At 73.0% G+C, this 23329-nt stretch carries 21 protein-coding genes; 9 read left to right on the top strand and 12 right to left on the bottom strand.

The genetic code is table 11. The features are described 5' to 3' along the window. Positions 1-3 precede the first annotated feature (3 nt). The 4 genes from redM to EV562_RS31100 form a co-directional block, all read right to left on the bottom strand. Positions 4-1602: an L-proline--[L-prolyl-carrier protein] ligase RedM gene (gene redM / locus EV562_RS31115; RefSeq protein ID WP_133890194.1), complete on the bottom strand. Its 1599-nt coding sequence runs from the start codon at positions 1600-1602 to the stop codon at positions 4-6. Positions 1603-1816: 214 nt separating this feature from the next. Further along, positions 1817-3757 (bottom strand): aminotransferase class I/II-fold pyridoxal phosphate-dependent enzyme, encoded by a 1941-nt coding sequence (locus tag EV562_RS31110; RefSeq protein ID WP_133890193.1) that lies wholly within the window; start codon positions 3755-3757, stop codon positions 1817-1819. Beyond that, on the bottom strand, positions 3754-4017 hold the full coding sequence (locus EV562_RS31105; protein WP_133890192.1) for an acyl carrier protein: 264 nt from the start codon (positions 4015-4017) through the stop codon (positions 3754-3756). The genes EV562_RS31110 and EV562_RS31105 overlap by 4 nt, the downstream gene beginning before the upstream one ends. Positions 4018-4086: 69 nt before the next feature. Continuing rightward, positions 4087-5094: a beta-ketoacyl-ACP synthase III gene (locus tag EV562_RS31100; protein WP_133890191.1), complete on the bottom strand. Its 1008-nt coding sequence runs from the start codon at positions 5092-5094 to the stop codon at positions 4087-4089. A 371-nt stretch (positions 5095-5465) separates the two neighbouring features. Between EV562_RS31100 and EV562_RS31095 the strand changes: the two genes are divergently transcribed. The 7 genes from EV562_RS31095 (at position 5466) to EV562_RS31065 (ending at position 11376) form a co-directional block, all read left to right on the top strand. Continuing rightward, positions 5466-5711 (top strand): phosphopantetheine-binding protein, encoded by a 246-nt coding sequence (locus tag EV562_RS31095; RefSeq protein WP_133890190.1) that lies wholly within the window; start codon positions 5466-5468, stop codon positions 5709-5711. Further along, a complete protein-coding gene (locus EV562_RS31090) occupies positions 5708-6931 on the top strand; it encodes a beta-ketoacyl-[acyl-carrier-protein] synthase family protein (RefSeq protein WP_133890189.1) in 1224 nt (407 codons plus the stop codon). Before EV562_RS31095 ends, EV562_RS31090 begins: the two co-directional genes overlap by 4 nt. Positions 6932-7098: 167 nt before the next feature. Further along, a complete protein-coding gene (locus EV562_RS31085; protein ID WP_133890188.1) occupies positions 7099-7539 on the top strand; it encodes a DUF6041 domain-containing protein in 441 nt (146 codons plus the stop codon). Positions 7540-7546: 7 nt separating this feature from the next. Further along, positions 7547-8437, top strand: a complete 891-nt coding sequence (locus EV562_RS31080) for a DUF6206 family protein (protein ID WP_133890187.1) — start codon at positions 7547-7549, stop codon at positions 8435-8437. Further along, the gene (locus EV562_RS31075; protein ID WP_133890186.1) at positions 8424-9221 is read left to right on the top strand and encodes a 4'-phosphopantetheinyl transferase superfamily protein; all 798 of its coding nucleotides are present in this window, start codon (positions 8424-8426) and stop codon (positions 9219-9221) included. Before EV562_RS31080 ends, EV562_RS31075 begins: the two co-directional genes overlap by 14 nt. Before the next feature lie 76 nt (positions 9222-9297). Next, on the top strand, positions 9298-10470 hold the full coding sequence (locus EV562_RS31070; RefSeq protein ID WP_133890185.1) for a RedV protein: 1173 nt from the start codon (positions 9298-9300) through the stop codon (positions 10468-10470). Between the two features lie 252 nt (positions 10471-10722). Then, positions 10723-11376 carry a response regulator transcription factor gene (locus EV562_RS31065; protein WP_133890184.1) on the top strand — a complete coding sequence of 218 codons (654 nt, stop codon included), beginning with the start codon at positions 10723-10725 and terminating at the stop codon, positions 11374-11376. Positions 11377-11451: 75 nt separating this feature from the next. Here EV562_RS31065 and EV562_RS31060 read toward each other — a convergent pair whose 3' ends face one another. From EV562_RS31060 to EV562_RS31045, 4 genes are read right to left on the bottom strand one after another with little or no spacing between them, the layout of a single operon-like run. Next, positions 11452-11772, bottom strand: a complete 321-nt coding sequence (locus EV562_RS31060) for a RedY protein (protein WP_133890183.1) — start codon at positions 11770-11772, stop codon at positions 11452-11454. 25 nt (positions 11773-11797) lie between these two features. Next, entirely contained in the window at positions 11798-12973 is a 1176-nt protein-coding gene (redW, locus tag EV562_RS31055) for an L-prolyl-[peptidyl-carrier protein] dehydrogenase (protein ID WP_133890182.1), read from the bottom strand. Then, positions 12970-15915, bottom strand: a complete 2946-nt coding sequence (locus EV562_RS31050; protein WP_133890181.1) for a polyketide synthase — start codon at positions 15913-15915, stop codon at positions 12970-12972. Before EV562_RS31050 ends, redW begins: the two co-directional genes overlap by 4 nt. A gap of 43 nt (positions 15916-15958) precedes the next feature. Continuing rightward, entirely contained in the window at positions 15959-16765 is an 807-nt protein-coding gene (locus EV562_RS31045) for an AfsR/SARP family transcriptional regulator (protein ID WP_166662078.1), read from the bottom strand. A 514-nt stretch (positions 16766-17279) separates the two neighbouring features. Between EV562_RS31045 and EV562_RS31040 the strand changes: the two genes are divergently transcribed. Then, positions 17280-17951, top strand: a complete 672-nt coding sequence (locus EV562_RS31040) for a TrkA family potassium uptake protein (protein WP_133890180.1) — start codon at positions 17280-17282, stop codon at positions 17949-17951. Next, on the top strand, positions 17951-18631 hold the full coding sequence (locus EV562_RS31035; protein WP_133890179.1) for a TrkA family potassium uptake protein: 681 nt from the start codon (positions 17951-17953) through the stop codon (positions 18629-18631). The genes EV562_RS31040 and EV562_RS31035 overlap by 1 nt, the downstream gene beginning before the upstream one ends. 101 nt (positions 18632-18732) lie before the next feature. On the opposite strand, the gene EV562_RS31030 is transcribed toward EV562_RS31035, so the two are convergent. The 4 genes from EV562_RS31030 to EV562_RS31015 all read right to left on the bottom strand — a co-directional run bounded on the left by EV562_RS31030 (position 18733) and on the right by EV562_RS31015 (position 23314). After that, the gene (locus EV562_RS31030) at positions 18733-19551 is read right to left on the bottom strand and encodes a DUF3159 domain-containing protein (RefSeq protein ID WP_133890178.1); all 819 of its coding nucleotides are present in this window, start codon (positions 19549-19551) and stop codon (positions 18733-18735) included. A 3-nt stretch (positions 19552-19554) separates the two neighbouring features. After that, complete coding sequence (locus EV562_RS31025) at positions 19555-19953, bottom strand: OB-fold nucleic acid binding domain-containing protein (protein ID WP_133890177.1); 399 nt, start codon at positions 19951-19953, stop codon at positions 19555-19557. Between the two features lie 101 nt (positions 19954-20054). After that, the gene (locus EV562_RS31020) at positions 20055-20738 is read right to left on the bottom strand and encodes a response regulator (protein WP_133890176.1); all 684 of its coding nucleotides are present in this window, start codon (positions 20736-20738) and stop codon (positions 20055-20057) included. After that, positions 20735-23314, bottom strand: a complete 2580-nt coding sequence (locus EV562_RS31015) for a sensor histidine kinase KdpD (protein WP_133890175.1) — start codon at positions 23312-23314, stop codon at positions 20735-20737. Before EV562_RS31015 ends, EV562_RS31020 begins: the two co-directional genes overlap by 4 nt. Positions 23315-23329 lie beyond the last annotated feature (15 nt).

The raw sequence follows: 23329 nt of genomic DNA, 5'->3' as shown, positions 1-23329 counted from the left end.
CACTTACCGGGCCGTTCCGAGCGGTGAGCCGACGCGGGGGGCCGCGTCCAGGCCGAGCCGGCGGTAGTCGGTCTTGCCGTTGGGGCTGAGCGGCATCCGGTCCAGGCGGACGGCGCCGTGCGGCACCATGTAGGACGGCAGGTACCGTGCGCAGTGCCGTTTGAGTTCGACCAGGCCGATCCGGTCGGCGCCCTGGCGCAGGGTGTAGTAGAGCCGCAGCCGTGCCCGGGGGCCGGAGCCGTCGACCAGGACGGCGGCGTCCGCGATGCCGGGGTGGCGCAGCGCCGCGGCCTCGATCTCGCCCAGCTCGACCCGGTAGCCGGAGAGCTTCACCATGCGGTCCTTGCGCCCGCGGTAGACGAGCCGGCCGTCCTCCTCGTAGCTGACCAGGTCGCCGGTGGGGTGGACGCCCCGGCAGTGGGCGGAGGAGACCGGCTCCTCGGTGCACCGCCAGTAGCCGGGGGTCACGCATACGCCGGACACCTGGAGTTCGCCGATGGCGCCGGGCTCGCGGACGGTGCGGCCGGCGTCGTCCACGACGGTGGTCTCGGCGCCGGTGATCGGCAGGCCGATCGGCACCGGGGTAGCCCGGAGCAGGTCCTCGGGACGCACCCGGTGGTAGGTGCAGACGTTGGTCTCGGTGGGTCCGTAGAGGTTGTAGAGGGGGGTGCCTGCGGGGAGCAGTTCGTTCAGCGCGCGCAGCTGCGGTACGGGGAAGACCTCGCCGGCGAAGAGGACGTAGCGCAGGCTCGCGGTGTGCCCGGGGGTGAGGGCCGAGGAGGCGGTCAGGAGGTGCAGGACCGACGGCACGGAGTACCAGACGGTGACCCGGTGCCGGCGGATGCCCTCGGCCAGGGCGGTCACGTCCTTGGCGTCCGCGTCGGGGACGATCCACACCGCGGCGCCGCAGGACAGCGCGGTGAACAGGTCGAAGGTGCTCAGGTCGAAGTTGAAGGAGGCGTGGCCCGCGAACACGTCGTCGGGGCCGACGTCCAGTTCGCCGCGGGCCCACGCCACGAAGTTGGCCAGGGAGCCGTGGGAGATGCGCACTCCCTTGGGCGTGCCGGTGGACCCCGAGGTGTAGAGGACGGCGGCGAGGTCCCCGGAGGTGAGGGACGGCAGCAGGGTGACTCCGCCCGCGCGGCCCTGCTCCCAGCTCTCCCACCGGGCCACCGGGGTGCCGCCCACCGTGTCGGGCAGTTCGCCGCCGACCGCGACGACCGCGGTGACGGACGCCGGCAGGTCGGCGTCGCCGAGCAGGGCGGCGTGGTGCGCGTCGGTGAACAGGACGAGGGGTTCGGCGTCCGCCAGGATGGTCCGCACCCTGTTCACCGGCTGGCCGCCGTCCAGCGGGACGTAGGCGCAGCCGGTCTCCAGGGCGGCGACGATCGCCTCGGCGTAACGCGGCTGCTTGTCCATCCAGATGGCGATCCGGTCGCCGACGCGCGCCCCCAGGCTGAGCAGGTGGGCGGCCACGGCCTCGACCCGGGCGGTGAACTCCCCGTACGTCAGCGGGTCGGGGCCGACGAAGGCGGGCCTGGCCGCGTGCAGCGTGGACGCGTCCTGGGGCAGGCGTATCACGGAGGGAGTGGTGGCGCTCATGGCGTGTGGGCCCTTCTCCTTGACGTGCGTGGGTGGCTCGGGGCCCGGGCCCCGTCCGGCAGGGAGGGGGCCTGCCGGGCGGGGGCCGGACGTGCGGGGTGGACGGACACGACCGCTGCGGGGGGGGGCTGCGTGCTGGACGGACACGGCTGCTGCGGGGCGGACGGGGACGGCTGGAACGGGGCGGGGAGTCCGCCACCGGTACAGGCGGCCGTCACGGGGCGGCGGGCAGCACCCCGGTCTCGCGGGCGGCGTCGACGAAGATGTCGGCGGCCAGGTCCAGGTCCTGCGGTGTGTGCTCGCAGGTGACGCTGACCCGCAACCGGGCGTCACCCAGCGGGACTCCCGGGTAGACCACGGTCTGGCAGAACAGGCCCCGGGCCCGCACCGCCCGGCCCATCTCCATCGCGCGGCGTTCGTCACCGATGACGATGGGCAGGATCGCGCTCTCGGAGTGCTCCAGGTCGAAGCCTGCCTCCAGCAGCCGGCCGCGCAGCGTGCCGATGTTGGTCCACAGCCGCTTGAGGCGCTCGGGTTCCGCCTCGATGACGTCGATGGCGGCGATCAGCCCGGCGGCGACCCCGGCGGGGATGTTCGCGGCGAAGACGTAGGAGTTGGAGTAGTAGCGCAGGTACTCGACGACCTCCTCCTCGCCGACGACGAACCCGCCCATGCCGGCCAGGGTCTTGCTCATGGTGCCAAGCTCCAGGTCGACCTCGCCCTTGAGGCCGAAGTGCTCGGCGGTGCCGGAGCCGCGTACGCCGAGGACGCCGGTGGCGTGGGCGTCGTCGATCATCACGCGGGCGTCGTACTCCTTCGCCAGCCGGACGATCTCCGGCAGGTCGCACACGTCGCCGTGCATGCTGAAGACGCCGTCGGCGACGACGAGCCTGCCGCCGGTCCCCTGCGCGGCGCTGCGGCTGAGGATGCGTTCGAGGTCGGCCATGTCGTTGTGCCGGTAGATCTTGCGGACGGCGCCGGAGAGCCGGGCCCCGTCGACGATGCTCATGTGGTTGAGCCGGTCGACGACGAGGGTGTCGTAGCTCTTGACCAGTGCCGAGATGGCACCGAGGTTCGCGGAGTAGCCACCGGGATAGACGATGCAGGCGGGCCGCCGCTTGAAGGCCGCCAGCCGCCGTTCCAGCTCCTTGTGCAGCATGTTGGTGCCGCCGATGAACCGGGAGCCGGTGTGGGTGGCACCGTAGGTGCGGGTGGCGTCGCAGACCGCCTCGATGACGGCGGGGTGGTTGGCGAGGCCGAGGTAGTTGTTGGAGGCGAACATGAGGAACTCGCGCTTGCGTCCCTCCAGTTCGTCGAAGATCACGGCGCGGTTCCCGCACTGCGAGTGCAGCGGCATGCCGTACCAGTACAGACGGTCCTGCTGACGGGAGCGCAGGTAGCCGGCGAAGCTGCGGGTCTTGGCGAACAGGTCGGGGTCGCGCTGCTCGGTGAAGTCCTTCATCGAGCGGTGGTCCCAGCCGTCCCGGGCACCCGCGGGCGCCGTCGTGGGCCGCTCCGCTTCGGCGCCCGTGCCCGTGCCCGTGTTCCGGGTGAGCGCCGCGCGGTCGCGCAGCGCGTCGGCCAGGGCGCGCAGAGTCGTGGCACCGGCGAGGTCCGGGGCCGCCCCGGCGAGGCCGAGCCGTTCGGTGGCCTCGGCGACGACGGAGGCCAGGACGACCGAGTCGACGCCCAGCTCGCCCTCCAGATCGGCGTCCAGGGGGAGTTGGTGCCGCTGGTACTGGGTCTGCCGCATGGCGGCGGCGACCACGGCCTCGGTGACGGGATCGTCGGCTCCCGCCTCGCCGCCGACGGGGACGTCGGCCCCCGATCCGCTGCCGACCGGATCGCCGGTCCCGGCGCGGGCGGTGGCGAGGGTGCCGGGTCCCGCGCCGGCGTCGGCCAGCGCGGCCCGCACGGCGTCGGCGAGTTCGCCGATGGTCGTCAGGCCGGCCGGCAGCTCGGTGGGCAGGGCGAAGTGCTCACGGACGGAGAGCAGGACGGACTCCATGATGACGGAGTCGATGCCGAGGTCCGCCTCGAAGTGGCTCTCCGGCCGCAGGTGACCGACGTCGTACAGGGTGCGGGCGGCGATGACCTGCACGACGCCGTCGCGGATCCGCGCGGCGTCCGGGCGCGCGTTCACGGTGCCGGTCATGCGGCGCTGCCCCCCTCGTCCTGCCGGAGCCGGTCGACCAGGGCGCAGATCGCGTCGACGGACCGGAAGTTCTGCGGGGTGACCTCCGTCAGGGGCACCGTGACGCGGAACTCGCCCTGGAGGTAGTGGACGAGGTCGAAGACGGCGGCGGAGTCGATGATGTTGAGCTCCGCGATGGGGGTGTCCGGCTCCAGGCCTTCGGCGTCGCCGCCCATCCAGGCGTCGGCGATGTAGTCGGTGATCAGTTTCCGAGGAGTCATGGTCGTCCTTGGTTCATCGGTCGTCTGCACGCTGGGGCCGGACCCGGCTCCGGGTCGGGCCCGCCGCCCTCAGACCGGATCGATGGCGGGCCAGGTCAGTGCGGCGGCGCCCCAGGTGAGGCCGCCGCCGAACGCGGTGAGCAGCACCCGGTCGCCGGGCCGGAGGGTGCCCCGGGCGTGCGCGTGGTCGAGTGCCAGGGGGATGGAGGCGGCCGCCGTGTTGCCCACCTCGGCGATGTTGCTGACGCTGCGCTCCCGGGGGATGCCGATCTCGTCGGCCAGTCGCGCGGTGATGCGGTGGTTGGCCTGGTGGCTGACCAGCCAGTCCACGTCGTCCAGCCGCCAGCCCGCCCGGTCCAGCACGTGCGCCGCGCACTCGCCCATGCGCTGGACGGCGAGCCAGAAGACCCGCTTGCCCTGCATCGTGAAGTAGCGGTCGGCGGGATCGGCCGGCTCCGCCCCGTCCGGCCGCGGCGGGCCGCCGGACGGTACGGTGATGAGGTCCACGCCGGTGCCGTCGCTGCCCAGCCGGAGCGGGCCGAGGGCACCGGTCTCGTCCTGCCCGCCGGCCCGCAGGACGACGGCGCCCGCGCCGTCACCGAAGATCACCGAGGTGGAGCGGTCCTCGGGGTTGAGGATGCGGGAGAACGTCTCCGCGCCGACGACCAGGACCCGTTCCGCGGCACCGGAGGCGATCAGACCGGAGGCCGTGGCGAGCCCGTAGAGGAAACCGGAGCACACCGCGGACACGTCGAACGCCGTGATCGGGCCCGCCCCCAGCCGGGCCGCCACCGTCGGCGCGGTCGCCGGGCAGGGCCGGTCCGGGGTGGTGGTGGCCACGATGACCGCGTCGATGGCGTCCGCGGACAGACGGGCGGACTTCAGCGCCCGCTCGGCGGCACCCACCGCCAGGTCGGAGGTGTGGGTGCCGTCCTCGACGACGTAGCGCCGCGCGATGCCCGTACGGGCCCGGATCCAGGCGTCCGAGGTGTCCATGGTCCGTTCCAGCTCCGCGTTGGTGACGCACCGGGACGGCAGACAGGAGCCGATGCCGGTCACCACGGACGCCCGCGTCACCGGGCACCGCTCACGGATCGGCTCCGGTGTGCGGTCTGCCGGCACGTGCGTCGGCGGAGACGGGAAACCACGTGTGCGCTCCTCACGTCGTGGACGGTTTGCCGGCCGGCGGGTGCGGGGAGTAACCCGGGCGCCGTGGCCGTCCCGAGTCTGGCCGGGGCCCCTGACCGGACGCTGACGGCTGACTGACCGCGTCCGGAGCCCGGCCGGGACGCCCACCGGGAGTCAGTGAGCCGTCAGCGAGCCGTCAGCGCACCGCCCCAGACTTGCCGCAGCGTCGCGTCGCCGCCGCGCCCCGCACCCGCACACCCCGCGGACGGGGTGGTGCGGCGTGCGGCGACCGAGCCACACAGGAAAGGCGGACCCCACTGATGAGCACCACCTACGACAGGCTCGTTGATCTGCTGGTCGACGGTTTCGCGGTGGACCGCGCCGCGATCCGTCCGGACGTGACCTTCGAGGAGCTGGAGATGGACTCGCTCTTCCTCGTGGAACTGCTTCTCGTCATCCAGTCCGAGTTCGGTGTGAAGATCGGCGAGGACGCCGCGGTCCCCACCGACACCATCTCCCACGCGGTGGACCTGGTGGACGGCGAGATCGCGGCCGCGGCGTCATGACCGACCGCTCCGTCGCCGTGACCGGCCTCGGTCTGGTGACCGCGGCGGGCCTGGGCGTCGACGCGACCTGGGAGGGTGTGCTGCGCGGCCGGTCGGCGGGAGCCAAGGACGATCGGCTCGCCGGACTGCCCGTGGACATCGCCTGCGCGGTGCCGGGCCTGGACCCGGCACGGCACGTGGACCGGCGCAGCGCCCTGTTCCACGACCGATTCGTGCAGTTGGCGATCGTCGCCGCCCGGGAGGCCGTGGCCGACGCCGGTCTGGACCCGTTGACCTGGGACGGCGCCCGGGTGGGCGTGGTCGTCGGCTGCGGACTGGGCGGCGTGTCCACGTGGGAGGCGCAGCACCGGCGGCTGCTGGAGCGCGGTCCCGCGGGGGTCTCCGCGCTGCTGGTGCCCATGCTGGTGCCGAACATGGCGGCCGGGCACCTCGCGATGGACCTGCGTGCCCTGGGCCCGAACCTGGTGACCGCGACCGCGTGCGCGTCGGGCGGCACCGCGCTCGGCATCGCGGCGCGGCTGCTGCGGGACGGGACCTGCGACATCGTGGTGGCCGGCGGCAGCGAGGCGGGGATCAGCCCGCTCATGGTCACGGGCTTCGCGCAGATGGGCGCGCTCTCCCGCCGTGTCGAGGAGCCGGCCGCGGCGTCCCGGCCCTTCGACGCCGACCGGGACGGCTTCGTGATCGGCGAGGGCAGCGGCATGCTCGTCCTGGAGCGGGTCGCGGACGCCGAGGCGCGCGGCGCCGCGGTCCGTGCCCGGCTGGTGGGGCACGGCGCCTCGGCCGACGCCCACCACGTCACCGCGCCCGACCCCGAGGGCGCCGGCGCGCTGCGGGCGATGGAGGCGGCCCTCGCCCAGGCGGGCGTCACCGGCCGCGACGTCGACCACGTGAACGCGCACGGCACCTCGACCCCCCTCAACGACGCGGTGGAGGCCGCGGTGCTGGGCCGGCTGCTGGGCGACCGGGCGACCGTCACCTCGACCAAGGGGGTGCTCGGGCACACGCTGGGCGCGGCCGGTGCCATCGAGGCGGCGCTGACCGTGCTGTGCGTCGAGCGGTCCACCGTTCCTCCGACCGCGAACCTGCTGCGGCAGGACGTGGCGGCCGGCCTGGACGTGGTCGCCGGTGCTCCGCGGGAGCAGAAGGTGGAGCTGGCGATGAGCAACTCGTTCGGCTTCGGCGGGCAGAACGCGGTGCTGGTCTTCGCCTCCCCGTGACGGCACCGTCCACCGCCCCGGCACCCGGGCCCCGGCCCGGAACCCGGCCTGTGTCCCCGCACCGCCCCCAGACCCCTGTCCCCCGCCCCTTCTGTCCCCGCCCCCCACCACGCCATGGGCGTCCCCCGTTCGCGACGCCCCTCGTCAACTCCGGAAGAAGCTGTCCCGTGACCGGAAGAAACCTGATCCTCCAGCGCGTCGTCGGCGCCCTCTACATCCTCGCGGGGATAGGCAAGTTCTTCCCGCAGCTGGAGTCGGTGGAGGGGCGCCTCGACGACGCCTCGGAAGCCAACCGGGGAACCGTGATCTCCGGCCCCGTCGACTGGCTGGACCGCCACCCCACCGGCGTGATGTGGGGCGTCGCCGCCGCCATGGTCGCGGCGGGGCTCGCCCTGCTGTGGAACCGCCGCTCCGTCGTCGTCATCGCGCTCTACGGCCAGTTGCTGATGCTGGTGCTGTTCGTGGTGATCCTGGTGAGTAGTGTCCCGGAGATCCTGGCGATGGACGCCGCGTTCTTCGCCGCCGCGATCTACCTCCTGTACCGCTACCACACGTCGCCGGGGACGAGAACCGCCGCGTCGACGGGCCCGTCCCGGGAAGCCAGGTGATCCGGTCATGACCTTCTCCGTCCCCTCCGATGCGATGGACACCCTGGAGGATCAGGTCACGCAGGCCCTGCGGACCACCGACGACCGGGCCCTGACCATCCTCGGCTACGGCGAGGTGACGCTGGTGCTGCGCCTGGAGACCGGCGCGGGTGCCTTCGCGTGCAAGCGCCTGCCGGTCTTCCCGTCCAGGGAACGGCTGGACCGGCACTCGGCACTGGTCGACGACTACGTCACCCGGCTCGACAAGGGCGGTGTCTCGGTCGCCGAGACCCGTATGTGGCACCGGTCGCTGCGGGGCGGCCGGGCCGTCGCGTACTGCGTGCAGAAGGCGCTGCCCGAGGAGCGGCTGTGCTCGCGGTTGCTGCACACGGCCGGCGACGCGTGGTGCGAGGGATTCTTCGAACGGTTCCTGGACCGCGTCGAGTCGACCGTCACCCCTCGTCTCGGGCTCGACGGACAGGCCTCCAACTGGATCGATGTGGACGGCGAACTGGTCTACCTCGACGTGACGACCCCGCTCATGCGCGACGAACGCGAACGCGAACTCCTCGACGTACCGCTGTTCTTCACCTCCCTGCCGTGGCTGATGCGGGACGTGGTGCGTCTGGCGATGACGAAATCGATCTTCGACAAGTTCTACTCGCCGCGCGGAGTGGTCCTCGACTTCCTCGGAAACCTGCACAAGGAACGGCTGGAGCGGCTGGTCCCGCGCTTCGTCGAGCAGGCCGACGCCCGCCTGGACCGGCCGCTGGACACCGAGGAGATCTCGGCGTACTACCGCGACGACGCACGGATGTGGGAACTCATCCAGCGGCTGCGGCGGGCGGACCGCTTCGTCCACCACAAGATCCTGCACCGGCCGTACCCCTTCCTGCTGCCCCGCCGTGTCACGCGCTGAGACCGCGGCGGCGCCGGAGACCGACGACCTCGCCGGCCAGGTCGTACTGGACGTGGCCCGCCCGCTGCGCGTCAGCCACCTGACGCCGGCGTCGCGACGGCTCACCCTCGCCGTCGTGTCCATCGGCTGGCTGCGCGGCCGAAGTCCGCAGACCCTGGCCGCGCTCCGGGCGCGGTACCTGACGCCCGCCGAGGCGGAGCGGGCCTTCGCACTGCACTCCCCGCGCCGGAGACACGAGTGGCTGGCCGGCCGGCTCGCGCTCAAGCACGCCGTCAGCGCGTACGGCCGACGGCACTGGGACCTGGACCGGGAGCCCGGCACCATCGAGGTGCGCACCGTGACCGGGGGCCTCCAGGCCGGCAGGCCGGTGGTGGACGCGCCGGTCGAGGTGGGCCTGACGCACTCGGGGGACTTCGCGGTCGCCGTGTGCGGACCGCACGCGATAGGCGTCGACCTGGAACACGACCGGCCCATGCCGCCGACCCTGGCCAGACTGCTCGACCAGGAGTGCGACCCGCGGGCGCCGACGCCCGACGCCCGGCGGCTGGCGGCCATGCCGGCGGCGCTGCGCTGGACGTGCAAGGAGGCCGTGCTCAAGTACTACGGGTTCGGGCTGCGGGTCGACGCCCGCGAGGTGGCGCTGACCGGCTGGCTGCCGGACGGCCGCTTCACCTGGCGGCCGGGAGGCGGGCTGCTGCGCCACGCGCCGACCGCCGAGACGCGGCGGCCGACGGGATGGGCCGGCGCGGTCCACGGCCACCACCTGGCCCTCGTGGGGCGATGAAGGCGGCCTTGCCCGGCCATGAACCGCCTTGCCCGGCCATGAACGGCCCTGCCCGGCCTTCGAAGAGGAGATCGTCATGACGACCCACGGTGCGGACCGGTGCGCTCCACCGGTGCCCCCGTTCACACAGGCACTGGAGGAGGCGGTGGGAACGGCGGCGCTGAGTCCCTCCTCGCACAACTGCCAGCCGTGGGGCCTCGCCCGGGTCACGACCGCGGCGGCGCGCCGGACGGCGGCGGAGCTGACCGGCGAGGACGCGGACGAGTACCTGGTCCTGGCCCTCGACCGCGGCCGGGAGCTGACGGCGCTCGCCGCGCACGCCGTCGAGATGGAGGTGAGCTGCGGCATCTACGGGCGCATCCTGCTGCGGGGGCTGGCGGCCCGGGGCTGGACGGTCGCCTCGGTGCGCGTCCTGGACGGCGACGCGCCGATCCGGGGCGGCGGCTCCCGGTTCGGCGCCGGTTGGCCGGCGAGGTGGACGCCGCTGTGCGTGGTGGCGCTGCGGCCGGGGACGCCGTCCGGGGAAGGTCCGGCGGACCTGCGCGAGACCGCGCTCGCCCGCCGCACCCACCGCGGGGCCTACCGCCCGGAGCCGGTGCCGGCCGAGCTGCTGCGCGATCTGGCGGGGACCGTATCGCCGGACGGTGAGAGGGACTTGATCCGCGTCCGGCACCTGACCGAGCCGCAGGAGCTGCGTGCGTTCGCGTCGTTCGTCGCCCGGCACGCGGGACGCGACTTCGGGCACCGCGCCGCCTGGCGGGAGACCCACTCCTTCCTGCGCCGGGACCTCGCGGATGCCACCGCGCGGGGGGACGGGTTCACGCCGGACCAGCTCTTCGGTCCCATGTCCCGGCCGCGCCGGGCCGCGCTGCGCTGCGCGCTGGCGCCGGCCACGATGCGTCTGCTGGGCAAGGTCGGCTACCACCGGGTGCTGGCCGCCGGGCTCGCCGACCTCGTGCGCCGCACTCCGGCCATGGTGACCATGGGGTTCGCCGGGCCGGAGCCCGGACGGGCGGAGCTGCTACGGGGCGGCGAGCGGCTGGCCGACTACTGGTGGCGGGCGACCCGGCACGGACTGTCCCTGCATCCCGTCAGCATCGTCGTCCAGCACGATGACCTGCGCGGCCGGCTGGAGCGGGAGCTGTCCCTGCCCGGACGCACCTTCTTCGTGAGCCGGGTCGGCGCCGCCGAGCGTCCCGCGCCCCGCTCCCACCGGCGCGACGACGCCGCCCGCTGCGTGCCGGTCTGATCCGAACGGATGCCGGACCAGCGGCATTCACAAGATTCCGGACAGGATCTTCATCACGCTGAAACAGCTTCGCACGGACCGTCATCGGGGGAACGCAGGACACTCTCCAACTGCGCACGTGCGTGCTAAGTTTGGCCGCATGACGCATATCGGGGGAATCACAAAGAAAGGCGTCCGGCACCGACCACTCACCGCCGGGGCGCGCCCGCACAGTCCGTGCAATGAACATCCTTCTCGTACGAAAGCTCACGTATGACGACACGTGTCCTGGTGTGCTGCGACCGCGTCATCCTGGGCGAGGGAATGCGCGCATTGCTGGAGCGGCACGACATGAAGGTGCAGGTGGAAACCACCCTGCGCGGCTCGCTGGCCACAGCGACGGAGACCGGTCCCGACATCATGGTGACCGTCGCCCCGCTGTTCACCCTGGACAGCATCGACAAACTGACGGAACTCGCGCGGCTCGGCAGGACCATTCTCCTGACCAAGCCGGAGAACACCTACCGCGCATTCGAGGCACTGCGCGTGGGAGTACGCGCCGTATTGTCGGCCGAAACGTCGGTCGAAGAACTGGTGCACGTCATCAAGACCATCACCGAAGTGAATGCCATAATCGCTCCCGGAGAGGCCCAGGAAGCCCTGACCCGCTATTGGCGGAGCAAGGCCCCGAAGAACCTCCGCCCCGAACTGACCCCTCGGGAAACGGAAGTGCTGGTGCTCCTGACCCAGGGAAAGACGAACACCGAGATGGCCGGCACCCTGTCCGTCTCCAGCACCACGGTCAGGTCCCACGTGCACCGGGTCCTGCGCAAACTGGGTGCGGCGACCCGTGCGCAGGCCGTCGCCATCGCCTACGAGTCGGGCCTCCTGGGCACCTGCCCGGGTTACGGCACCCCCGCCCGCTGACGGCCCCGCCGGGCCGAACGGCTCGCCGCCGCCCGGCCCCGCGTTCCGTGCCGCGGCGGCGGCGGACCCGCCGGGTCAGGACGCCGCCCGATAGCCCGGTCCCACGCGTTCGCCGCTCATCTCCCCGACCACCGAGGCCATCGCGTCGAAAGCCTCGGCCAGTCCCTGAAATGCCTCTGATTTCATGTCTTGGGAGAACGCGTCCGACGCGGTCACCGAAATGATCTCGAAGTAGTGGAATGGAGCGTCCCGTTCCGTGCTCACCCGCTGCACGCCGAAGGCGCGCACGCTGGGCAGCCGGGGACAGGACGCGTAGTCGACGTCCCGGACCCAGGCCTCGAAGCGGGCCGGGTCCACTCCGTCGTGCAGACGAATACGGTGGATGATGACGTCCATGTCTCGCGCCTCCCTGGCTGTGCGCTCAGCGACGTGCCACGGGACGCCGGCGCCCCAGGCCCAGCGCTCGCGCGACGTTGTTCTTCTGGATCTCGTTGGTGCCGGAGAAGATCCGGGCGGGCAGCGCGTCCCGCAGCAGGGACTCGGCCTCCCCGTCCAGCACTCCCAGTGCGCCCCTCAACTGGACGGCGTCGAGGCCGAGCTGTACGGCTGCCTCACTCACGGCGATCTTCGCGAGGGCCGGTCCGATCTCGTCCGCCCCGCCGTCGGCCAGTGACCGTGCCGCGCGGTAGAGCAGCAGTCTGGCCCCCTCGTAGCGGCCCAGCATGTCGACGATGCGGTGGCTGACCGCCTGGAAATCCCCGATGGGCGAGCCGAACTGCTCGCGGTTGCGGGCATGTTCCACCGTGGACTCGAGCACGCGGCGCATCGCTCCGAGGTAGGCCGCGAACAGGCAGGTGCGCTCCCACTTCATCGACGAGGAGAAGATGCTCGCCCCGGCGCCCTCCGCTCCCAGCACCGCACCGGCCGGGACGGGACAGTCGTCGAAGTGGACGTCGGCCGTCGGGGACCCGCGCAGCCCCACCTTGTCGTACGGCCGTCCGACGGTGAGCCCCGGGGTGGACGCCTGGACCAGGAAGGTGGTCAGCCCGAAGAAGCCGCCGCGGGCGTCGGTGGCGGCCTGCACCACGAACACGTCGGCCACCGGAGCGTTGGTGATGAAGCACTTCGAACCGTTGAGGACGTAACCGCCGTCGACGGCGCGGGCGCGGGTGTGCAGCCGCAGCGCGTCCGACCCGGCCTCCGGCTCGGTGACGGCGTGCGCGGCGATCCGCTCACCCGAACTCAGAGCAGGCAGCCACGCGCCGCGCTGCTCCTCGGTACCGAACTCGACGACCGGCATGACGGCGGCGAACAGGTGCGCGGCGACCGAGAAGGCGAAGCCGGTGTCCGCACAGCCGTATCCGAGCGCCTCCATGGTGGCTGCCGCGGCCACCGCGTCCAGACCGCTGCCGCCGAACTCTCCCGGCACGCTGGTGCCCACCAGGCCCTGTTTGCCGGCCAGTCGCCAGCGCCGCCGGAAGTCCCCGGCGTCGTCGAAGCAGCCGGGGGAAGCCAGCTCACGCCGGGCGAACCGCACGACCATGTCGCGCATCTGCGTGGTGTCGTCGTCGAACCCGGCGTCGAAGTCGAAGTTCATCGCGTTGCGTCCGTGCCTTCCTCGATGAGCAGGTGGTAGTTGATGCCGCCGGTTCCGAACGCGCTGACCGCGGCGCGCCGCGGCCGGCCCGGCCGCGCCGGCCAGGGCAGGGGCTCGGTGGCGACCCGCGCCGGTACCGCGTCCAGGGCGAGGTCGGGGCTGAGTTCGCTCAGGTTGACGCTGGGTGGCAGGGTCGCCCGCCGCAGCGCCTGGAGCGTGCGCAGCAGTCCGGCCGCGCCGGCCGCCGCGAAGGTGTGGCCGAGGAAGGACTTGACGGACCCGATGTGCAGCGGCGTCCCGCGCCGCCCCGTGCCGTACACCTGTGCGGCGGCGGCGATCTCCACCCGGTCCCCCAGCCTGGTCCCGGTGCCGTGGGCCTCCAGGTAGTCCACGTCGTCGGGGCCGAACTCCACCTGGGCGAAAGCCTGCCGTACGGCCCGGGCCTGGCCGTCGGCGTCCGGCGCGATCAGCGACTTCGCGTCGTTGGACGCACCGACCGCGCGGAGCACGCAGAACACCTGGTCGCCGTCGCGGCGGGCGTCCGCCAGGCGCTTGAGCAGGAACAGCGCGCAGCCGTCACCCGGGGTGAAGCCGTCGGCCGCGGCGTCGAACGGGGTGATCCTGCTGTGCGACAGCAGGCCCAGGGAGGAGCACAGGACCATGTCCCGCGCGTTGCACGGCAGTTCCACCCCGCCCGCCACGGCGTAGTCGGCCGCACCGGAACGCAGCCGCCCCACGGCGACGTCGAGCGCCGCCAGCGAGGAGGCGCAGGCGGCCTCCACGGCCACCGGCACCGCGTCCAGGCGGTGTTCGTTGCCGACCAGAGCCGCGATGCCGCTGGCGACACAGCCGTCCCAGGTCGTCGGCAGGTCGACCGGGCCGGGCTCCCCGAAGCGGTCCCGCACCAGCTTGGTGAGCGCTTCGAACTCGTCCGGTCCCAGGGCGCCGAGCGCGGTGAGGGAGCGGACGTCCGCCTCCAGGTCGTCGAGGCACAGACCGGTGTGCAGCCCGCGCTCCCTGGACAGGCCGAGGTTGCTGCCGACGGCGACGGTTCCGACACCCCTCAGGGTGTGCGGCGGGCGCCCGTATCGGGCGAACATCTCGGCCGCCACGTCGAGCCCGAGACGCTGGGCCGCGTCCATCGCCGCGTACCGGTGCGGCGGGACGCGCAGCCCGCCGGGCGGCGCCGAAGGCACCGGGACGGGCGCGCCGAGATCCGTGTAGCTGCGGCCGCGGGCCAGTGCGCCCGGGGCGTGGTACAGGTCCCGGTCGAACGACTCGGCCGGCAGCGGCCCGATCCGGTCCCGTCCGGAGAGCATGGTCCGCCAGAAGGCGTCCGCGTCGGGCGAGTCGGCGAAACGCCCGCCGAACCCGACGATCGCGACAGGCTCCCCGGCGCCGCGCACGAACGAGGGCGCACCATCGCGCGGGGCGGCCGCTCCCTCGTCTGATAGCCGGTCGCCGGGCGGGACGACGAGCGGGGCGCCGACGGCGTGCGGCGCGCGAGCCTGCGCCGTACGAGCCTGCGCCGTACGACCCTGCGCCGTACCGGCCTGTGCCTGCGCTCCGGCGGAAGCCGGTACGTCCTCTTCGAGCAGCACGTGGCAGACCGTTCCGGTCAGCGAGGCGCCCAGGACCGCCGCCCGGCGGGGGGTACCGTCCGCGGTCGGCTCCCAGGGCTCGGCCGTGCGCGGTACGCGGAACGGGCCCGCAGTCGGGCCTGCGCCGGTCGACGCCGGAGGGACGGTGCGGTGGTGCAGGGCCAGTGCCGCCTTGGTGACACCGGCCAGCCCCGCGTTGGCGAAGGTGTGGCCGAGCCGGTCGCGCACGCTGCCCAGGGCCACGGAGGCCCGCGGCGCACCGGCGTGCAGCGCGGCGAGCGCCTCCCGCTCGGCGAGCCCCACGGCGGCCGTGCCGTGACCCGCACACTCGACGAGGCCCACCGACCCGGGCGCGACACCCGCCGTGCGGTGCGCCGCCTCGGCCGCCGCCCGGCGATGCCCGGCCGACAGCGAGTAGCGGAAGGTGCCCGGCCGCCCCTCGTGCCGCAGCGCGCAGTCCAGTACCGACGCGTACACGCGGTCGCCGTCCCGCCGCGCGGTCGAGCGGCGCTTGAGCAGCAGCGCCCCGAGCCCTTCGGCGAGCACGGGGGTGTCCGCCGCCGCGTCCGGTCCGGGCGCGAGCCCCTTCGCCGCCAGCGCCCGCCGCGCGAAGCGGCCCTCGTCGCGCTGGCCCACCACGACCAGGACGGCGTCGGCCAGGCCGGCGCGCAGGCTGTCCACGGCGTGCGCGAGGGCCCAGTAGGAGGTGGCGTCCGCCGACTCGACGGCGAGGGTGCGCCCGCGCAGCCTGAAGGCGGACGCGACGCGTGCCGGGATCGTACTGGCCATCTCCCCCACCCGGTCGTGCGGCGAGGCACCGAGCCGGCGCACCAGTACGTCGTTGAGTTCCCGCTCGGCCGCCCCCGCGTCGGCTCCGGCCTCCTGCCAGGGACCGTCCGCGAGCGCCCCGGCCAGGTCCCGGGCGTAGCGGGCGCCGTCGACGCGCAGCGCGTTGGCGTACTGCCGGTCCAGGCCGAGGCAGGTGCCCACGACCACGTCCGTGCGGCCGGAGAGGCCGCCGGGTCCCGAGGCGTCGTCGAGGCACTGGCGGGCCGCCTCGATCACGAGCAGTTGCAGGCGCGCCATGGAGGCCGCCTGGGCCGGCGGGATGCCGAACCGTGCGACGTCGACCTCGATGTCACCGAGGCTTCGCGGCGCAGGGCCCGCGCCGGCGCCCGACGCCGGCGCGTCGGCGCGCAGCAGCCGCCACAGCTCCCCGATACCGCGGGCCCGTGGGTAGAGGGCGGACATGGCGACGATGGCGACGGGTTCCGCGGGGTCCGGCGCCGCCGGTGCCGCCTGCGGCGCGTCCCCGGCCGTGGCTGTTCTCTGGTCTGACAACTTCTCGTTCCCGTTCACGAGGGCGCCGGCCGCGACCGGGCCGTCAGGCGGTGAGCAGGCTGGTGTCGGCCGGGGCGTACGGCTGTCGCCACAGCGCGGACGGCACCTTCAGGACCGGGTCCTGCGCGAGGATCTCGGCGTGCCTCCGGCGCAGCAGCGCGCCCGGCTGGACCCCCAGCTCCTCGTCCAGCCGCTTCCTGGCCAGGTGGTACGAGTGCAGGGCGTCGCCCTGGCGCCCCACCCGGTAGAGGCCGACCATCAGCAGCTCGCAGAACCGCTCGCGCAGCGGGTACTGCGCCACCAGTTGCTGGAGCATGGCGATCGCCTGTGCCTCTGCGCCGAGCAGGAACATCGCGGTGGCCAGGTCCTCGAGCGCGGCGAGCCGGCGTTCCTCGAACAGGGCGGCGGCGCCCTGGCAGCGCCTGCCCTCTCCCGCGTCGATGAGGGCGGGGCCGCGCCACAGCCGCAGACCGGTCTCCAGCACTTCGACGGCGCGGGCGGGATCTGCGGGGAGCAGGGAGGCACCCCGCGAGACGAGTCCCAGGAAGCGGTTGCCGTCCACGCAGTGCGGGTCGACCTCCAGGAGATAGCCCCCGAGCACGGAGCGCAGGATGCCGTCGGCACGCTCGGGGCAGGCATGCTCGCTGAGCACTTTCCGGGCCCGTGCGGCGTGCGCCTGGAGGGCGTTGAGGACGTTGTCGGGCGGGTTCGCGCCCCAGAGCTCGTCCACCAGGTCCGCGAGTGACACCGCGCGGCCCGCGTCGACGGCGAGCGTCGCCACCAGTGTGCGGACCTTGCCGGCCCGGATTCCGCCGCCGCTGTGCGGCGTGTCGATCGATACGGGTCCCAATATGTTGATTTCCACACGTCCCCCGAAGTTGTACATGCCGTGGCCGTGGTCCGAGGGTCGGCCGCGCGCAGCCGGACGTCCCGGTGCGCCGGGCGCGTCCTCGCGCGCTCCTCGCACTCCCGTGAGCGGACGGAGTCGGTCACGGCCGTCCTGACCGGCCCCGAAGGGTCGCCGCCCGGGTTTTGGCTGGCTGCGGACCAGTTTTCGAACCGGAGTCCATCGTGGCAAGCACTCCCCCACCCGTCATCCACTCAACGACCGGATTCCGGCCTCAACACAGGACCGGTGAAGCGCGATGCAGGCGTCAATGTGTTGAGGCGCGCCCGCGCTCCGGTCCAACCGGACTGAACGACGCGAACGAACCACCCCGCCGGGGTCCGGCGGCGGCGGACCGGCATGATGGTGACCCGCGGCCCTCAGCGGGGCCGCCGGTGTTTGCCCGTCGAGCCGAAAGAGGAAGATGAACGGGATGTTCACCCCGGTAAGAGGGCTGAGAAGAAGAGTGGTGTGAGCCGTGCACATTGTCATCATGGGCTGCGGGCGGGTGGGCTCCGCGCTCGCCCAGACCCTGGAGCAGCAGGGGCACACGGTCGCCGTCATCGACCGGGACCCCACCGCCTTCCGACGCCTCGGTTCCTCGTTCGGCGGCCGCCGGGTCACCGGCATCGGCTTCGACCAGGACACCCTGCGTGAGGCGGGCATCGAGGACGCGGGTGCCTTCGCCGCCGTGTCCAGCGGGGACAACTCGAACATCATCGCCGCCCGCGTGGCCCGCGAGATGTTCGGTGTGGAGAACGTCGCCGCCCGCATCTACGACCCGCGCCGCGCCGAGGTGTACCAGCGCCTGGGGATCCCCACCGTCGCCACCGTCCGCTGGACGGCCGACCAGATGCTGCGCCGGCTGCTCCCCTCGGGTGCCGAGCCGCTGTGGCGCGACCCCACCGGCGGTGTCCAGCTCGCCGAGGTGCACACCTCCTCGGCCTGGGTCGGTCACAAGATCAGCCGGCTCCAGGAGGAGACGGGCGTGCGGGTGGCCTTCCTCACCCGGCTCGGGGAGGCGATCCTGCCCTCCTCGCAGACCGTCCTGCAGGAGGGTGACCTCGTGCACGTGATGATGCGCACCGACGAGGTCCACAAGGTCGAGGCGGCGTTCGCCAAGGGTCCCGAAGAGGAGGGCGGTCACTGATGAGGGTCGCCATTGCCGGAGCCGGCGCGGTCGGCCGTTCGATCGCGGGCGAGCTGCTGGAGAACGGCCACGAGATCCTGCTCATCGACAAGGCGCCGACCGCCATCTCGGTCGAGCGCGTTCCGATGGCGGAGTGGCTGCTCGCCGACGCGTGCGAGATCACGTCCCTGGACGAGGCGGCGCTCCAGCGCTGCAACGTCGTCATCGCCGCGACGGGCGACGACAAGGTCAACCTCGTCGTGTCCCTGCTGGCCAAGACGGAGTACGGCGTTCCGCGCGTCGTCGCCCGGGTGAACAACCCGAAGAACGAGTGGCTCTTCAACGAGTCCTGGGGCGTGGACGTCGCCGTCTCCACCCCGCGGCTGATGTCGGCCCTGGTGGAGGAGGCGGTGAGCGTCGGCGACCTGGTCCGGCTGCTGCGCTTCAGCCACGGCGACGCCAACCTCGTCGAGCTGACGCTGCCGGAGGAGTCGGCTCTGGCCGGCACCCAGGTCGGCGACGTCCAGTGGCCCGAGGACACCTCGCTGGTGACGATCATTCGCGGCACGCGGGTGCTGACGCCGTCCCGGGAGGACTCCCTGGAGGCGGGCGACGAGCTGCTGTTCGTCGCCGCTCAGGCCCGTGAGGAGCAGCTGGAGGACCTGCTGTCGGCGCGCCGGCGCCCGGACGACGCCGTCTGACCGACGCGGCGGGCGCACGGGCCCGCACGACGGGACGGTACGGCGGTGGGGCGCCCGGTGATGTCCGGGCGCCCCACCGCCGTACCGTCCCGTCCGGCCCGTCAGGCCTTGCGGTGCCTGCCGCCGCGCAGGTCCGCGGCCTCCCCGTCGGACTGGGGCGGCCCCGTCAGGGTGCCGTCGGCCTCCCGGTCGCTCCGCTCCCGCCCGTCCTTCTCCGCCTCGGCGGCCTTCTCGGCCTCCTCCGCCGCCTCCATCTCCGCGAACACGTCGATGGGGGCCGGCGCCTTGGCCAGGAAGACCCAGGTCAGCCAGACGGCGAGCAGGAAGGGCGGGATCTTCAGGATGACGAGGACCCAGCCGAGCTGTTCGGTGTCGGCCCACCAGTAGAGCGGGAAGAGGACGGCGCTCTTGGCGAGCAGGATCAGGCCCCACGCGTAGCTGGCCTTGGTGTACGCCTTCTTGCGGCCCGGGTTGCGGGTGCGCCAGGAGAGGTTCTCCTTGAAGACCGGGCCGAGGATCAGACCGATCAGGGGCACGCCGGCCAGCGAGGTGACGATGTACGCCAGTGCCAGGCCCAGGGTGTAGAGCATGCCCGGCAGATAGAAGTTCTTGGCGTTGTCGGTCATCATCGCGAAGACCACGCCGAAGGCGACGCCGAAGACACCGCTGAACGCGTGCTTGACGGTGTCCTTCATCACCAGCCGCACCACGACCAGCACCACCGACACGGCCAGGGCCGCGATCGCCGACATGTGCAGGTCGTTGTTGAGCGTGAAGATCGTGACGAAGAGCAGGCCCGGCAGCACCGTCTCGATCATGCCGCGCACGCCGCCGAACGCCTCGAACAGCGCGGCCTCCGTCACCGCCCGGGCGTCGTCGGCTTCCGTCGTGTCTTCGGTCGGCTTGTCGAGCGACGTCACCGGCTACTCCCGTCCGAGGGGTCTCAGTTCGTATTTCGGGTTGAAGAGCACCCGACGGCCGTGGCTCATCGAGACCCGGCCCGATGCGATCAGCTTGCGCCCCGGCTCTATGCCCACGATGGAGCGTCTGCCCAGCCACACCACGTCCAGGGCGGCGGTGCCGTCGAACAGCTCGGCCTCCAGGGCCGGGACGCCCGCACGCGGTCGCAGGGTGACCGTGCGCAAGGTACCAGTAACCGAAACGACCTGTCGGTCCTGGCAGTCTCCGATGCGCGTACAGCCGGCGGTGTCGGCGTCCTCGCGCAGTTCCTCCGACTCCAGGTCCTCCTGGGAGGAGGAGAGCCGGTCGAACATGCGCCGGAACCGGCCCACCGGCTTGTCGGAACGCGGAGCAGCACTCATATCTGAAGCGTACCGGGGCCCGCCGACAGCCATGCACCCCTCTCGGGCCGGGATGGCGAGCCTCACGTCGGCTCTCCGCCACCGGCGCCGCTCACCGCCGTTCACTTCTCGAAGCGGTAGCCCATGCCCGGCTCGGTGATGAAGTGGCGCGGGTGCGCGGGGTCCGCCTCCAGCTTGCGGCGCAGCTGGGCCATGTAGACCCGCAGGTAGTTCGTCTCCGTCCCGTACGACGGTCCCCACACCTCCTGGAGCAGCTGCTTCTGGCTGACCAGGCGCCCCGTGTTGCGCACCAGCACCTCCAGCAGATGCCACTCGGTGGGCGTCAGGCGTACGTCCTTCCCGCCCCGGTTGACCTTCTTCGCGGCCAGGTCGACGGTGAACTCCGCGGTGTCCACGACCACCTCGTCCTCGCCGCCGGGGACCGGCTCGGACCGTCGGACGGCGGCCCGCAGCCGGGCCAGCAGCTCGTCCATGCCGAAGGGCTTGGTGACGTAGTCGTCGGCGCCCGCGTCGAGCGCCTCGACCTTCTCGTCGGAGGAGTGGCGGGCGGACAGCACCAGGATCGGCACCCGGGTCCAGCCGCGCAGGCCCCTGATCACGTCGACGCCGTCCATGTCGGGCAGGCCCAGGTCCAGCACCACCACGTCGGGGTGGCGGGCGGCGGCGAGCTGGAGGGCGGCGGCGCCGTCGTGGGCGGCGTCGACCTCGTAGTGCCGTGCCCTGAGGTTGATCACGAGGGCCCGCACGATCTGCGGTTCGTCGTCGATCACGAGCACCCGGGTCATGGGGCGGCCTGCCTTTCCGCGGTCGCGTGCGGTGCCGTCACCGCGTTCCGTGCCGTCACGAGGTGCGGGGCCGGCTCCCCGGAGCCCACCGCGCGCAGGGTCAGGACCATGGTGAGGCCGCCGCCGGGGGTGTCCTCCGCGTTCAGGGTGCCGCCCATCGCCTCGGCGAAGCCCCGGGCCACGGCGAGACCGAGACCGACGCCGGCCCCGCGGGGGGCGTCGCCGTACCGCTGGAAGGGCTCGAAGATGCGGTCCTTGGCCTCGTCCGGCACTCCCGGCCCCCGGTCGACGATCCGTACCTCGACGCGGTCCGCGAGGGCGCTGGCGGCGACCAGGACGGTCCGGTCGTCCGGACTGTACTTGACGGCGTTCTCCACCAGGTTGGCCAGCGCCCGTTCCAGGAGGCCGGCGTCCACCGCGACCATGGGCAGCGTCTCCGGGATGTCCAGCTCCGCGCTGCCCTCGGGCACGCCGCCGAGCGCCATCGGCGCCACCTCGTCGACGTCGATCTCGCGGATCAGCGGGGTGACGGTGCCGGTCTGCAGGCGCGACATGTCGAGCAGGTTGCCCACCAGGTGGTCGAGGCGGTCGGCGCCCTCCTCGATGCCTTCGAGCAGCTCCGCCCGGTCCTCGTCCGACCAGGCCACGTCGTCGGACCTGAGGCTGGTCACCGCCGCCTTGATCCCGGCCAGCGGGGTGCGCAGGTCGTGGCTGACGGCGGCCAGCAGAGCGGTGCGGATGCGGTTGCCCTCGGCCAGCGTGCGGGCCCGGTCGGCCTCCTCGCGCAGGCGGCGCCGGTCCAGGACGACGGCGGCCTGGGCGGCGAAGGCGGCGAGCACCCGGCGGTCCTCGGCGGGCAGGACGCGGCCGGTCAGCGCCAGGGCCATGTGGTCCCCGACCGGCATGTCCACGTCGGCGTCCTCCGGCCGGTCGACCGGCGGCCCCGTTCCGGCGCGGCCGGCGCAGGTCCAGGGCGCCACGTCGCCCTCCCGTTCCAGCAGGGCGGCCGACTCCATGCCGAAGGTCTCGCGCACCCGCTCCAGCAGCGTCTCCAGGCTGGTCTCGCCGCGCAGGACGTCACCGGCGAGGAAGGAGAGGATCTCCGACTCGGCGCGCAGCCGGGCGGCCTGGTGGGTGCGGCGGGCCGCGACGTCCACGACCGAGGCCACGGAGAGCGCGACGCCCACGAATATGGCGAGCGCAAGCATGTTCCTCGGGTCGGCGATGGTGATCCGGTTGACGGGGGGCGTGAAGAACCAATTCAGCAGCAGCGACCCGACCGCGGCCGACGCCAGCGCCGGGTACAGCCCGCCGAGCAGGGCGGCCGCGACCGTCAGCGCCAGGTAGAGCAGGACGTCGTTGGCGAGTCCGAGGTGGACGGTGCTGAGCAGCAGCGTCAGCAGCACCGGGCCGCCCAGGCCGGCGAACCAGCCCCACACGATCCGGGACCGGCCGAGCCGCGCGCCCCTGGCCACCGGCAGTCCGCGCCCCTTGGCGACCTCTTCGTGGGTCACGATGTGGACGTCCAGGTCGGGCCCGGACTCGCGGGCGACGGTGGCGCCGACGCCGGGCCCGAAGACGTACTGCCAGGCCTTGCGGCGCGAGGAGCCGAGGACGATCTGGGTGGCGTTGACACCCCGCGCGAAGTCGAGCAGCGCGGCCGGTATGTCCTCGCCGAGCACGTGGTGGAAGGTGCCGCCGAGATCCTCCACCAGGGTGCGCTGCACCGCCAGCTCCTTGGGCGAGGCCGAGGTCAGCCCGTCGCTGCGGGCGATGTACACGGCCAGCACCTCGCCGCCCGCGCCCTTCTCGGCGAGGCGGGCGGCCCGCCGTATCAGCGTCCGGCCCTCGGGACCGCCGGTCAGGCCCACCACGATGCGTTCGCGCGAGCCCCAGATCCTGGAGACGCGGTGTTCGCTGCGGTACTGCTGGAGGTACTCGTCGGCCCGGTCCGCGACCCACAGCAGCGCCAGCTCGCGCAGGGCGGTGAGGTTGCCGGGGCGGAAGTAGTTCGACAGGGCGGCGTCGACCTTGTCCGGCTGGTAGATGTTGCCGTGGGCCATGCGCCGGCGCAGCGCCTGCGGCGACATGTCGACCAGTTCGATCTGGTCCGCGCGCCGCACCACCTCGTCGGGCACGGTCTCCCGCTGCCGTACGCCGGTGATGGACTCCACGACGTCGCCGAGTGACTCCAGGTGCTGGATGTTGACGGTCGAGACGACGTCGATGCCGGCCGCGAGGAGTTCCTCCACGTCCTGCCAGCGCTTGGCGTTGCGCACGCCGGGGACGTTGGTGTGGGCCAGTTCGTCCACCAGCGCCACCCGGGGGGCGCGGGCGAGGACCGCGTCCAGGTCCAGCTCCGTGAAGGCCGCGCCGCGGTGCTCCACCTCCCGGCGCGGCACCTCCTCCAGACCGCGCAGCATCACCTCGGTGCGGGAGCGGCCGTGGTGCTCGACGAGCGCCACCACGCAGTCGGTGCCCCGTTCGACGCGGCGGTGCGCCTCGGACAGCATGGCGTACGTCTTGCCGACGCCCGGTGCCGCACCGAGGTAGATCCGAAGCTTGCCGCGTCCCATGGCCTCATTGTCTTC

The organism is Streptomyces sp. BK208 (assembly GCF_004364245.1).
Taxonomy (GTDB): Bacteria; Actinomycetota; Actinomycetes; order Streptomycetales; family Streptomycetaceae; genus Streptomyces.
This window is presented reverse-complemented; position numbering and strand designations above follow the sequence as displayed.

What these genes read in the sequence shown, in the direction of transcription:
- redM (WP_133890194.1), bottom strand. Translation starts at nt 1,602, where the DNA reads ATGAGCGCCACCACTCCCTCCGTGATACGCCTGCCCCAGGACGCGTCC.
- EV562_RS31110 (WP_133890193.1), bottom strand. Translation starts at nt 3,757, where the DNA reads ATGACCGGCACCGTGAACGCGCGCCCGGACGCCGCGCGGATCCGCGAC.
- EV562_RS31105 (WP_133890192.1), bottom strand. Translation starts at nt 4,017, where the DNA reads ATGACTCCTCGGAAACTGATCACCGACTACATCGCCGACGCCTGGATG.
- EV562_RS31095 (WP_133890190.1), top strand. Translation starts at nt 5,466, where the DNA reads ATGAGCACCACCTACGACAGGCTCGTTGATCTGCTGGTCGACGGTTTC.
- EV562_RS31090 (WP_133890189.1), top strand. Translation starts at nt 5,708, where the DNA reads ATGACCGACCGCTCCGTCGCCGTGACCGGCCTCGGTCTGGTGACCGCG.
- EV562_RS31080 (WP_133890187.1), top strand. Translation starts at nt 7,547, where the DNA reads ATGACCTTCTCCGTCCCCTCCGATGCGATGGACACCCTGGAGGATCAG.
- EV562_RS31070 (WP_133890185.1), top strand. Translation starts at nt 9,298, where the DNA reads ATGACGACCCACGGTGCGGACCGGTGCGCTCCACCGGTGCCCCCGTTC.
- EV562_RS31065 (WP_133890184.1), top strand. Translation starts at nt 10,723, where the DNA reads ATGACGACACGTGTCCTGGTGTGCTGCGACCGCGTCATCCTGGGCGAG.
- EV562_RS31060 (WP_133890183.1), bottom strand. Translation starts at nt 11,772, where the DNA reads ATGGACGTCATCATCCACCGTATTCGTCTGCACGACGGAGTGGACCCG.
- redW (WP_133890182.1), bottom strand. Translation starts at nt 12,973, where the DNA reads ATGAACTTCGACTTCGACGCCGGGTTCGACGACGACACCACGCAGATG.
- EV562_RS31035 (WP_133890179.1), top strand. Translation starts at nt 17,951, where the DNA reads ATGAGGGTCGCCATTGCCGGAGCCGGCGCGGTCGGCCGTTCGATCGCG.
- EV562_RS31025 (WP_133890177.1), bottom strand. Translation starts at nt 19,953, where the DNA reads ATGAGTGCTGCTCCGCGTTCCGACAAGCCGGTGGGCCGGTTCCGGCGC.
- EV562_RS31020 (WP_133890176.1), bottom strand. Translation starts at nt 20,738, where the DNA reads ATGACCCGGGTGCTCGTGATCGACGACGAACCGCAGATCGTGCGGGCC.
- EV562_RS31015 (WP_133890175.1), bottom strand. Translation starts at nt 23,314, where the DNA reads ATGGGACGCGGCAAGCTTCGGATCTACCTCGGTGCGGCACCGGGCGTC.